Origin of the sequence: Nocardia sp. NBC_01329 (assembly GCF_035956715.1) — a bacterium.
Classification (GTDB): Bacteria; Actinomycetota; Actinomycetes; order Mycobacteriales; family Mycobacteriaceae; genus Nocardia.
On record NZ_CP108381.1, the window covers coordinates 1,146,871 to 1,159,352 of the forward strand.

The following is a 12,482-nucleotide window of genomic DNA, read 5'->3' on the forward strand; positions in this document are numbered from 1 at the left end:
CCGCGGTCAGCGGCGAACGGCCGCGACCGCCTTCTGGATCCGCTTCGTCGAGACGGGATACGGCGTGCCCACCTTCTGGGCGAACAGACTCACCCGCAACTCCTGGATCATCCACCAGATTTCGGTGATATCGGGCGTGCGCCGCCGGCCTTCCGGCAGCCGGGCCAGTAGCTGATCGTAGGCGGCCAGCGCGGTATCCACTTCCGTCATGGCATTGCGGTCGCGTGGCGAAGACCCGGGTAACGCCGCCAGCCGGACTCCGGCCGCGCGCAGATAACGGGGCAGTTCCCGCAGCCGGGCGGGCCCCCATTCGGAAATGAACCCGGCGAACAAGAGTTCCGCCAGCTGATCCTGCACATCGGCGGCGATATCGGATTCCCGGACGCCGGTCAGGGCCGTCGAGACTTCATGTGCTTCGGCCAGGACCGGGACGACCAGTCGGATGATTCGGACGACCACTTCGTTCAATTTCGGCCGCAACGCCGCCAGCAGCCGCTCGAACCGGTCCGGGTCGCGGACCGGCCCGCCCGCGGCGGCGATGAGCTGGTCGGCCGCCGCGGCGCGGCAGTCCTCGACCAGCGCCTCCACCGACCCGTACGGGTTCTGGCTCAGCACCAGCCGGTCCGCCGGGGACAGGCCGGCGGTTACGGCCCGCACCGAGGTAGGAATCGCGTTGAGTATCAGTGCCCGGGTTCCGGCGCGCATGGCCGCCGCCTGCTCGCCGGGTGATTTGAGAACCCGCACCGCGACTCCCTCGGCCTCCGGGACCAGTGCCGGGTAGCCGGTGACGGTCTGTCCGCCGACCTCACTGCGTACCGTGGCATCCAGAGCACCCAGCGATTCCGAGGTCCACACCGTGGCGGGTGCGCGTTCGGCATTCGCGGTGGCCGCGGCCACCGATGCGGAGACCTGGTCGGCCAGGCGGGTCCGCAGCTGCGCCAGGCTCTTGCTGGTGGCCAGTACCCGGCCGTCGGTGCCGGTAGCGGCGAAGGTCATCCGAAGGTGTTCCGGGAGCGCGGCCGGATCCAGATCGGTGGGGGTGATCGGCGTGGCGGCGAGCCGGGTGAGTTCTCTGGCCAGACCGGTACGCAGCGGTTCGGCCCGTGGCGTGAGGACGCGCAGGGCGGCGGCGGCGAAATCGGGTGCGGGGACCACCGTGCGCCGCAATTGTTTGGGCAATGTCTTGATCAACGCCGTGGCCAGGTCAGCGCGCATCCCGGGCACCAGCCAGTCGAATCCGACCGCGCGGACGTGGGCCAGCTGGGCCAGCGGAATCCGCACTGTCACACCGTCGTCGGCCTGCCCCGGCTCGAACTGATAGGTGAGCGGGAAGGACAATTCGCCCTGGCGCCAGGCATCGGGGAAATCGGTGGGATCCAGTTGCTTCGCGGTTTCGTTGACGACCGTTTCGGTCGTGAAGTCGAGCTGATGAGGGTCTTGCCGACCGGCAGCTTTCCACCAGGTGTCGAAATGCCGGACCGACACGATTTCGGCGGGGACCCGGCGGTCGTAGAACTCGAACAGCACCTCGTCGTCGACCAGGATATCCCGGCGCCGGGCCCGGTGTTCGAGGTCGGCGATATCGTCGATCAGCGCACGATTGCGATGGAAGAAATCGTGCCGGGTCTGCCATTCGCCCTGGACCAGGGCGTGCCGCAGGAACAGTTCGCGTGAGACCTCCGGATCGATACGGCCGTAATCGACCGGACGGCCGGTCACCAGAGGAACCCCGTAGAGCGTGACGCGCTCGTAGGCACGGGCGGCACCGCGTTTGGCGGACCAATGAGGTTCGGAGTAGATACGTTTCACCAGATCGCCGGCCAGTCGTTCGGCCCATTCGGGTTCGACGCGGGCGGTGATCCGGCCCCACAGCCGGGAGGTCTCCACCAGTTCCGCCGCCATCACCCAGCGTGGCGGCTTCTTCGCCAACCCCGAGCCCGGGAAAATCATGAACTTCGCTTTTCGGGCACCCAGGAACTCGCGGGATTCGGCCTCCCGGACCCCGATATGCGACAGCATGCCCGATAACAGCGCCTGATGGATGGCGGTCGCGTCCCACGGATCGGTATCCGGGGTCATCTCCTCGACAGGCCGCGGTGCGGGCGGCACTGCGGAGTGCTGCCCGGTGTCGCCGGCTTCCCGCTCCGGTTCCGATCTGTTGCGACCGCGTCGGCGGCGTGCCCCGGCCCCGGCCGGTCCGGCGTGGTCGTCCGCCACTTCCGGTTTCGCGCTCACCTCATGCAGCGACCAGCCCATACCCTTGGTGATCGTGCGGAGTTGGCCGTACAGGTCCTGCCATTCCCGGATTCGCAGATAGTGCAGGAATTCGTCGCGGCACATCCGCCGGAACCGGTTGGCCGACAGCGCCCGCCGCTGACCGGTGAGATACTCCCACAACCGCAGATACGCCAGGAAATCCGAATTCGGCACGCTGAACCGCGCATGCTTCGCATCGGCGGCCTGCTGCTGATCGGCCGGCCGCTCCCGCACATCCTGGATCGACAGCGCGGCGACGATCACCAGCATCTCGGCCAGACAGCCGTTGCGGTGGGCCTCCACCAGCATCCGCCCCATCCGCGGATCCACCGGCAGGCGAGCCATCTCCCGGCCGGTCGGGGTGAGGGTGGGGCCCGGCGGGGACGCGCTTCGTTTCCGGCCGGAGCGAGTCGTGTCGTCGTGCTCCGCGGAATCCGATTCCGGGCGGAGCTGATCGGTGTCCGCAGCCGCCGCGGGGTTCGGCTGGGCCGCGCCCTTCTCCGGAGCACGGCGGGCGAGAGCGCCCAACTCCTCCAGCAGAGCGATCCCGTCGCGCACCGCTCGCTGGTCGGGGGCCTCCACGAACGGAAACCGCTCCATCTCGCCGAGCCCGAGCGCGGTCATCTGCAGGATGACGGCGGCGAGATTGGTTCGCAGGATCTCCGGATCGGTGAACGCCGGCCGGGACTCGAAATCCTCCTCGGAGTACAGGCGGATACAGATCCCGTCGGCGACGCGACCACAGCGGCCGGCCCGCTGCCGGGCCGAGGCCTGCGAGATCGGTTCGATCGGCAGGCGCTGCACCTTGGTGCGCATCGAATAGCGTGAGATCCGCGCGGTGCCGGGGTCGATGACGTAGCGGATTCCCGGGACCGTGAGGGAGGTCTCGGCGACATTGGTCGCGAGTACCACACGTCGGCCGGAGTGCGGGGCGAATACTCGATGCTGTTCGGCCGCGGACAGGCGCGCGTAGAGCGGCAGGATCTCGGTTCGTGGCAGCTTCGAGTCGGTGAGCGCGTCGGCGGTATCACGGATCTCCCGCTCGCCGGACAGGAAAACCAGCACATCGCCGTCGCCCTCGGCGAACAGTTCGGTGACCGCCGCGCAGATCGCGTCCACCGGGTCCCGGTCGACGGGCCGGTGGTCTTCCTCCTCGTCCTCCACCGCGGGAGCCGGCAGGACCAGTGGCCGATACCGCATCTCCACCGGGTAGGAGCGGCCCGAGACCTCGACGATCGGCGCCGGGTTGCCGGCGGTGTCGGCGAAATGGCGGGCGAAGAGTTCCGGGTCGATGGTGGCCGAGGTGATGACGATTTTCAGATCGGGGCGACGCGGCAGCAGTTGCTTCAGATAGCCGAGCAGGAAATCGATATTGAGACTGCGCTCGTGTGCCTCGTCGATGATGATCGTGTCGTAGGCGCGCAACAGCCGGTCCCGCTGGATCTCGGCGAGCAGAATACCGTCGGTCATCAGCTTGACCAGCGTGTGCTCGGCGGCGTGGTCGGTGAACCGGACCGTGTAGCCGACGGTATCGCCCAGCTCGGTGCCGAGTTCCTCGGCGATCCGTTCCGCGACCGTGCGCGCCGCCAGCCGACGGGGTTGAGTGTGCCCGATCGCCCCCCGGATACCCCGACCGAGCTCCAAGCAGATTTTCGGGATCTGGGTGGTTTTGCCGGACCCGGTTTCGCCGGCGACGACCACGACCTGATGGGCCGCGATGGCGGCGGCGATATCGTCGCGACGCCCGGTGACCGGCAGCTGCTCGGGATAGGTGATCGCTGGGACCGCGGCGCGGCGGGCCGCGATACGTTCCTCGGCGGCCGAGATATCGGACTCGATCCGGGAGAGGTCGCCGCCGCGCACTCGATCCAGCTGCCGCTGCAGCCGGTGTTCGTCGCGGAGGGTGAGAGAAGCCAACCGGGTACTGAGTTCCCGGTGCGTGACTGCGGTCCTGGTCATTGCGTCGACCAGCCTAGCGAAACCCGGCGCCGGGCCGGGCCGCGGCCCGGTAACACTGGTCCGGGGCGGTATGCGAGGCGTCCGCCGGACCGAAGGGCTCTTCGCGCTCGTCGGGTCGTGCGAATATGGGTGGGTTGCGCTTTTCGCGAAAGGCGGTGCGGCATGGCCGGATTCGTACTGGACCAGGCGGGGGTGCGAGTCCTGGCAGCGCTGGCGTTCGGGGCGGCAGCCCTGGTGGTGCTGGCCCGGGTGGTGTTCGCCGGGCCGGTGCTCGCGACGAGCGAACAGGGGGACGCGCCCGGCACCGACGCCGCCCACCACGGCGATCACGAATCCGACGCGGCGCATCTGCTGATGTGCGCGGTGATGCTGGCGATGGTGCTCTTTCCCGCCGAGCTGAACGCGCACGCCCTGCACGGTGTGCTGCTCGCGATGACCTTGGTCTTCACGCTGTTGCTGGGCGACAGACTCGTGCGCTGGTACCGCCGGGCATATCCCCGGGCCGGGCACCGGGCGGCAGCCATCGGATATCACCTCCTCGCGGCGGCGGTGATGCTGTTCACGATGTCGGGGCATTCCGGTGCCGGGCACAGCGCCGGCCACGCGGCGGGGCCCGCGCTCGTTTTCGCGGTGCTGTACCTCGCGGACGCGGCAGTGGTGGTCGTGTCCACGTGCAGCGGCCGAGCGCACTGGTGGGCCGCGCATCCGGTCACGCCCGGATCGGGACGCGGACTGCCCCTCGCGGTGCTGCCGCACCTGATCATGGACCTCGGAATGGCCTACATGCTGGTCGCGTGACCGGGTGGAACCGGCGCCTGCCGCGAGTCGCCACCCGCGGCCCGGCCGCGCAGCACGGTCGAGATCCGCACATGTTCGGGGGCCAGCGCCCCGCGGAGCAGTTCGGCTACCCTACCGGCGCTGTCCGCCGCGGTGCCGCAGGTGAACACATCGACGAAGATGTCACCGGTTTCCGGATAGGTGTGCAGCGAGGCATGGGATTCGGCCAATAGCGCCAGCACGGTGACTCCGTGCGGGTCGAACTGCTTGCCGACCATCTCGCACACGGTCACGCCCGCGGCGGTCAACGCGTACCGCAGGGCGCTCTCCAGCGCGGCGAGATCGTCACAGAGCCCGCGGTCGACCCCGCCGAACTCGGCCAGCACATGCCGGCCGGTGAATTCCGCCGCCACCAACCCACCCCACTCACTTGTATCCGGCGCCGGCGATCAACCCGATACCACCGTGACCTCGTCGAACACCACATCACCGGCCGCATCGGATTCGGCCAGATCGACGGTCGCGACCAGCGCCCAGCCGTGATCGCCCGCCGGATCGTCGAAGACCTGGCGTACCTGCCAGAAACCGGGTCGCGTCTCCACCCGGAACAATTGCGGTCCACGCGCGTCGGGGCCGGTGCCGATTCTGTCGTATTCGTCGAAGTAGGGGGCGAGGTCGGCTGCCCAGTCCGGGCCCGGAGACAGTTCCGTGAGTTCGTTCCAGCGCCGGCGGGAGGCGAGTTCGACCCGGCGGAACACGGCGTTGCGCACCATCACCCGGAAGGCCCGTTCGTTGGCGGTGACCGGTCGCACGCTCTCGCCACCGAACGCGATCTGCTCGGCATCGGTCTCCGCGCCCGCCCCGGTCAGCTGTTCCCATTCGTCGAGCAGACTGGAATCCACCTGCCGCACGAGTTCGCCCAGCCATTCGGTGAGGTCGTCGAGTTCCTCGGTGCGCGCCGCGTCGGGAACTGTGCGGCGCAACGCGCGGTAGGCGTCGGCGAGATACCGCAGCACCACACCCTCGGAGCGCGCGAGTTCGTAGTAGGAGATGAGTTCGGTGAAGGTCATGGCCCGTTCGACCATGTCGCGGACCACCGATTTCGGTGACGGTGCGAACTCCGACAGCCATGGATGCCCGGCCCGGTACGTCTCGTAGGCTCCCTCGATCAGCTCCGCGAGCGGTTTCGGCCAGGTGATTTCCTCGAGCAGTTCCATCCGCTCGTCGTATTCGATCCCCTCGGCCTTCATCTCGGCCACAGCCTCGCCCCGGGCTTTGTGTTGCTGAGCCATCAACAGCTGCCGGGGGTCCTCGAGGGTAGCCTCGACCAGCGACACCATATCGAGCGCATAGGTCATCGACGCATTGTCGAGCAGTTCGAAGGCGGCGAGCGCGAACGGCGACAGCGGCTGGTCCAGCGCGAAATCCCGTTGCAGGTCGACGGTGAGCCGGGCGTAACGGCCTTTCTCGTCGGGCTCGGGGAGCTGCTGCACCACGCCGGCGTCGCGCAGCGCCCGATAGAGCCGGACAGCCCGCAGAATATGGCGCCGCTGTGCCGGACGCGGTTCGTGATTGTCCTCGAGCAGATGTCGCATCGCCTGGAAACAGTTGCCCGGGCGCGCGATCACGTTCAGTAGCATCGCGTTGGTCACCGCGAAGCGGGACACCATCGGTTCGGGCGCGGCGGTGACCAACCGGTCGAAGGTCTCCTCACTCCACGACACGAAACCCTCGGGCGGTTTGCGCCGCTGCACTTTCCGCATCTTCTTCGGATCGTTGCCGGCTTTCGCCAGCAGCCGGGTGTTCTCGACCTCGTGTTCGGGCGCCTGCACCACCACGGTGCCCATGGTGTCGAATCCGGCGCGCCCGGCCCGGCCCGCGATCTGATGGAATTCCCGAGCCTTGAGCCGCCGGGTGCGGACGCCGTCGAATTTGGTGAGACCGGTCAGCAGCACCGTACGGATCGGAACGTTGATACCGACCCCCAATGTATCGGTGCCGCAGACGACCTTCAGCAGTCCGTCCTGGGCGAGGCGCTCCACCAGACGGCGATATTTCGGCAGCATCCCCGCGTGGTGGACACCGATCCCGTGCCGGATCAGTCGCGACAGGGTTTTTCCGAAGCCCGAGGAGAAGCGGAACTCGCCCAATGCTTCGGCGATCGCGTCCTTCTCCGCACGGCTGGCGAAGTTCGCGCTGGTCAACGCCTGGGCCCGTTCCAGCGCCGCGGCCTGGGTGAAGTGAACGACATACACCGGCGCCTGGTGAGTGGTCACCAGTTCGGTCAGTGTTTCGGTGACCGGGGTGCGCGCATAGGAGAAGTGCAAAGGCACCGGGCGCTCCGTCCCGGCCACCACCGCAGTGGTGCGGCCGGTACGGCGCTCGAGGTCGGCAGCGAAGAAATCGACCTCACCCAGAGTGGCGGACATCAGCAGAAACTGAGCGCGCGGCAGTTCGAGCAGTGGAACCTGCCAGGCCCAGCCACGATCGGGGTCGGCGTAGAAATGGAATTCGTCCATCACCACCTGCCCGATCTCCGCATCGGGACCCTCCCGCAAGGCGAGATTCGCCAGGATCTCGGCGGTAGCGCAGATGATGGGGGCGTTCGGATTCACCGCGGCATCCCCGGTGACCATGCCGACCCGTTCGGCGCCGAAGACTTCGCACAGCGCGAAGAACTTCTCGCTCACCAGCGCTTTGATCGGCGCGGTGTAGTAGCTGCGCAGCCCCTGGGTCAATGCGAACAGATGCGCGCCGACGGCGACCAGAGATTTACCCGAACCCGTGGGAGTGGCGAGGATGACATGGGATCCGGCCGCGAGCTCCATCACGGCCTCGTCCTGAGCGGGATACAGGGCCGTTCCCTGCTCGGCTGCCCATATCGCGAACGACTCGTACAGTGCGTCGGCGTCGTTCCCCGGTATCTCGAGCAGTTCGGTCAGATCCACCCGGGACACCCTACGGGCTGCCGTACGCCGATCCCCGGCACGGTGGGCGTGTGCCGGTTCCCATCCGGAGTGGCGGCTCAGCCGCGTTCTTCGTCGTCGCCGTAGCCGCCCTGTTCGGCGAGGAAACGCTCGAACTCGGCGCCCAATTCGTCACCACTGGGCAGTTCGCCCTCACCGACCAGCAAGCTGGACTGCCGTTCCTGCGCGCTGACGAAGGTGTCGTACTGGCGCTCCAGCGCGTGCACCACCGTCTCGACCTCGGCGTTTCCGGCGATGTGCTCGTTGACCTGTTCACGCACCCGGGCCGCCTCTTCACCCAGCGCGGCGAGCGGGATCTCGAGCCCGGCGTTCTCGCAGACGTGTTCGAGCAGGGTCTGCGCGGCTTCCGGATAGGAGGTCTGCGCCAGATAGTGCGGCACATGGACGGAGAAACCCAGCGATTCGTGACCGTGCTGAGCCATGCGGTACTCGAGCAGGGTCGCCGCACTGGCCGGAACCTGTAGTTCGCCGGGCCACCGCTGGTTGTCGGGGATCAGATCACGGTTGGACGAATGCGCGGTGAGCCCCAGCGGGCGAGTATGTGGCACAGCCATGGGGATGGCACTCAGGCCGATACTGCGGCGCACGCCGAGCTGCTCGGCCAGCAACCGTACCGCGGTGGCGAACTTCTCCCAGCGCAGATCCGGTTCCATCCCGGCCAGCAGCAGAAACGGGGTGCCCGCCGTATCCCGCAGCGCCCACAGGTTCAGCTCGGGTTCGGCGTAATCGGAGAAATGGTCGGTCTTGAAGGTCATCAGAGGACGCCTCGACCGGTAGTCCAGTAGCTCGTCCACGTCGAAGGAGGCGACGAGTTCGCTCTCCAGGCTCTCCCGCAGATGGGTCGTGGCCAGCCGGACCGCATGACCCGCGTCGGAATAGCCCTCCAGACCGTGCACCAGGACCGGCCCCGACCCGTCGTCGGACGACAGCTGCGGAGCGGGGAACTCCAGCTCGTACATTCGCGACTCGTAGTCCATCGCGTACTCCTTCCTGCGCGATCCGTGGGCGGGCGGGTCGAGCAACACTGCTGTATCCGCTACCGCGCCGCGAGCCGCGAATCGCCGTCTATTGTCCCCCACGCAGATGTACGGCCACACACGACCGTATATCGGCTCTCAGTGCTGACAACAGTGGTCGCCGCCGGTGAATTCCCCGGTCCCGGCGGGGCGCGGGAGAGGTCGGTGTGGTCTTGTGGCCGGTGAACGCACCGGGGAGTCTCGCACACTCCGCTCCTGGATGTACCCGATTTTCGTCCCGGCAACCCGGGACCGGCATACGCGCCGGACGTGGACCGGGCGAAACGGGAGTTGTCCACAGGGCTCGGATTGTCCACAGACTTGCCCGTTACGCACGTTTGCCCAGCTCACAGCAGAACCGGCCGGGTTGCTGTGCCGCATGCTCGGGCCATGACTTCCGCCGCATCGTTCTCTCGCCCCGATACCTCCGCCGGCCGGCTGCCACTCTGCGTATCCGGCGGCATCGGCCGCCCGGACGCGGCATCCCGCCGAGTAGTCGGAACGCGGGGCCGGTGCCCCACGGCCCGGGCGCTGGCCGCAGGTGTGCCGCCGCGTCCGGCACCGGCCGCCCCGCCGCCCGTTCCGGCGCCACAGCTACCGGATGCGGATAGCTACGGTCGCGGCGGTGCGGTCCGCGCCCGCTGCGCCGACCGCACCGCCGACGACTACGACCGCCCTTTTCGCACAGGGCCCACCCATCTCGACGACCCGGGCGACCTGCTCGCGGCCATCCCCGCCATGCTGGGGTTCCGGCCGGAGCGTTCACTGGTGCTGGCAGTCCTGTGTGCGTCGCCGACCGCGGAGAGCGCCGTCATCGATCTCGTCGTGCGCTTCGACCTCCGGCACCCGGACACCGGATCCCCCGCCGCCATCGATACGTTGGCCGCCGCAGCTACGCGCGTCTGTGCCCGGCCCGGGGTGGTAGGCGTGCTCGTCGTACTGGTGGACGACGAGCGGTATGACGACGAACAGGCTCTGCGGCAACGGGTTCCGGTGCTGGGGGAATTGGAGAAGCAGCTGTCGGCCCGCTCCGTACCGATCCGCGGCGGGTGGGCGGCGCGGTCGATATCGGCCGGACAGCCGTGGTGGAGTGTGACCGGTCTGCCACGCCGGGGCCGAATCTCCGATCCGGTGGCCTCGACGGTAACCCTGGGCCGGGTCCTGGAAGGACGGCCGATCCGCCGCAGCCGGAGCGAACTGACCGGATTGGTTGCTGCGGACGGCGCACTGCGCGAGCAGGTTTCGAATGAATTGGCGGGCGCCCGCGATCGTGCCAAGGATCGGTACGTGGCGGCCGCGCGGCGTGGTGATCCGGCCGGATACCTGCGCGGCGAACTGAGCACGGTGCTCTGGTTGATCGCGAACGCCGAATCGGATGGGGGGCTGGGTTCACGGGAGCTGGCTCAGATCGCGGTGGCCTTGCGGGACCGCGAGATCCGCGACGCCGTGTTCGCCGTGGCCGATACGGCGCATGCCGAGGCCACCGAAACCCTGTTGGCCAAGCTGACCCGGGCCCTGGACGGCGCCGACCGAGCCGAGGCGGCAACCCTGCTGGGGTTCTTCGCCTACGTCCGAGGCGACGGCCCGTTCGCCGGGATCGCGCTGGATATCGCGCTGGATTCGGATCCGCACCACTCCATGGCCGCATTACTGCATACAGCGCTGGAAGCAGGTATGCGCCCGGAACGCCTACGTGATCTGGCGCAGTGCGGCCGGGAAGCCGCCGCTGCCCTCGGCGTCGATCTGACCGGGGCGTGGTGAGCCCCGGCGCTGCCGGCTCAGCGAGCGCTGTGCGCGCGCGAGCCGAGACCCCGGAGATAGCTCCAGGCGGTGGAGACGATCTCGTCGAGATCGTTGTGCTCGGGTTTCCAGCCGAGTTCGGCGATCGCGCGCCCGCTGGAGGCGATCAATACGGCCGGGTCCCCTGCGCGTCGGGGAGCATCGACCGCAGCGATGGGTCGACCGGTGACCCGCTCACACGCCGAGATCACCTCCCGCACCGAGAATCCGGTGCCACTGCCGAGGTTGAACACCCGATGGGTGCCCGCCGCGGCGGATTCCAGGGCGAGAAGATGCGCCTGCGCCAAATCCAGGATGTGGATGTAGTCACGGACCGCTGTGCCGTCCGGGGTCGGCCAATCGGTACCGAACACCGAGATGGAATCCCGGTGTCCCGCAGCGACCTGCAGTACCAGCGGAATCAGATGTGTTTCCACCACCCGGTTCTCGCCGAGACCACCGTAGGCGCCCGCGACGTTGAAATAACGCAGGCTGGTGGCGGCCAGACCGTGCGCTACGGAGTACGAGGTGATGGCGTGGTCGATCGCCAGTTTCGACGCCCCGTAGGGGTTGGTGGGCCGGGCCGGCGCGTCCTCGGTGATCGGAACCTGTTCCGGCTCGCCGTACACCGCCGCGGTCGACGAGAAGACCAAGCGGCGGGTGTCGGTCTCCCGCATCGCCTCGAGCAACGCGAGCGTTTTCACGACATTGCCGTGCCAGTACTTCTCGGGTCGCTGCACCGATTCGCCGACCAGGGATTGCGCGGCGAAATGCAGGACGCCATCGAACTTCCGGCTGCGCAGCAGTTCCGGCGCCGCTTCGGCGATATCACCCTCGACGAATTCGACCCCCTCGGGAACACCGTCGGAATTGCCCGTCGAAAGATCATCGAGAACGACGACCTCGTGTCCCTGCTCCCGCAGTACGAGAGCGCAGACTCCACCCACATATCCGGCTCCGCCGGTGACCAGGAGTTTCATCGATCAGACCAGCTTCACCTGGACAGCGTGGGCCATTTCATCGGGCAGTTCGAAACCACCCGAGTGGCCCGGCACCGTGATGATCACCGCGCCCGGTTTGCTCTCGACCGTGACCCGGGCATCGGGCACCACGCCCGCTTCCCGCAGTCGGCCGATCACCTCGGGGTCGGTTTGGATGTGTTCGGCGAGCCGCCGCACCACCACCGCGTGCGTACGGCCCTGCGGCAGTTCCGACAGACGTTTCAGCGGCTCCTCCAGCAACTGCGTCGCGGCGATACCGAGTTCGTCCAAGCCCGGGATGGGATTGCCGTAGGGGGAGGTGGTGGGGTGATTGAGCACCTCCACCAGTCGGCGTTCGACATCCTCGCTCATCACGTGTTCCCAGCGACACGCTTCGGCGTGAACGTTCTGCCAGTCCAGCCCGATGATATCGACGAGCAGCCGCTCGGCCAGGCGATGCTTGCGCATGACCGCGACCGCCATACTGCGGCCCTTCTCGGTCAGCTCGAGATGCCGGTCGCCGGCGACGAGCAGCAGTCCGTCGCGTTCCATCCGCGCCACGGTCTGACTCACCGTCGGGCCGCTCTGTTCGAGACGTTCGGCGATCCGGGCGCGCAGGGGTACTACGCCCTCCTCCTCGAGGTCGTAGATGGTACGGAGATACATCTCCGTGGTGTCGACCAGATCCTTCACTGTTGCCCCTTCGTCGGCACGAATTCTACCTGCGC

General features: G+C 67.9%; 8 protein-coding genes. 2 read left to right on the forward strand and 6 right to left on the reverse strand.

Translation table 11 applies throughout. The features are described 5' to 3' along the window. Nucleotides 1–6: 6 nt before the first annotated feature. Nucleotides 7–4,215: an ATP-dependent RNA helicase HrpA gene (hrpA, locus tag OG405_RS05425; protein WP_327150527.1), complete on the reverse strand. Its 4,209-nt coding sequence runs from the start codon at nucleotides 4,213–4,215 to the stop codon at nucleotides 7–9. A gap of 162 nt (nucleotides 4,216–4,377) precedes the next feature. On the opposite strand from hrpA, the gene OG405_RS05430 reads away from it, so the two are divergent. After that, a complete protein-coding gene (locus tag OG405_RS05430; protein ID WP_327150528.1) occupies nucleotides 4,378–5,013 on the forward strand; it encodes a DUF5134 domain-containing protein in 636 nt (211 codons plus the stop codon). On the opposite strand, the gene speD is transcribed toward OG405_RS05430, so the two are convergent. The 3 genes from speD to OG405_RS05445 form a co-directional block, all read right to left on the reverse strand. Further along, nucleotides 4,995–5,405, reverse strand: coding sequence for an adenosylmethionine decarboxylase (gene speD / locus OG405_RS05435; protein WP_327150529.1), 411 nt, complete (start codon nucleotides 5,403–5,405; stop codon nucleotides 4,995–4,997). The two genes, OG405_RS05430 and speD, sit on opposite strands and share 19 nt — an antisense overlap. A gap of 36 nt (nucleotides 5,406–5,441) precedes the next feature. Continuing rightward, complete coding sequence (locus tag OG405_RS05440; RefSeq protein ID WP_327150530.1) at nucleotides 5,442–7,940, reverse strand: DEAD/DEAH box helicase; 2,499 nt, start codon at nucleotides 7,938–7,940, stop codon at nucleotides 5,442–5,444. 77 nt (nucleotides 7,941–8,017) lie between these two features. Continuing rightward, nucleotides 8,018–8,956, reverse strand: coding sequence for a PAC2 family protein (locus OG405_RS05445; RefSeq protein WP_327150531.1), 939 nt, complete (start codon nucleotides 8,954–8,956; stop codon nucleotides 8,018–8,020). A gap of 429 nt (nucleotides 8,957–9,385) precedes the next feature. Here OG405_RS05445 and OG405_RS05450 point away from each other — a divergent pair, with 429 nt between their 5' ends. Beyond that, a complete protein-coding gene (locus tag OG405_RS05450; RefSeq protein WP_327150532.1) occupies nucleotides 9,386–10,756 on the forward strand; it encodes a DUF4192 domain-containing protein in 1,371 nt (456 codons plus the stop codon). Between the two features lie 17 nt (nucleotides 10,757–10,773). Here the strand turns inward: OG405_RS05450 and galE are convergent, their stop codons facing one another. Then, nucleotides 10,774–11,754 (reverse strand): UDP-glucose 4-epimerase GalE, encoded by a 981-nt coding sequence (gene galE / locus OG405_RS05455; RefSeq protein ID WP_327150533.1) that lies wholly within the window; start codon nucleotides 11,752–11,754, stop codon nucleotides 10,774–10,776. 3 nt (nucleotides 11,755–11,757) lie between these two features. After that, a complete protein-coding gene (locus tag OG405_RS05460; protein ID WP_327150534.1) occupies nucleotides 11,758–12,447 on the reverse strand; it encodes a metal-dependent transcriptional regulator in 690 nt (229 codons plus the stop codon). Nucleotides 12,448–12,482 lie beyond the last annotated feature (35 nt).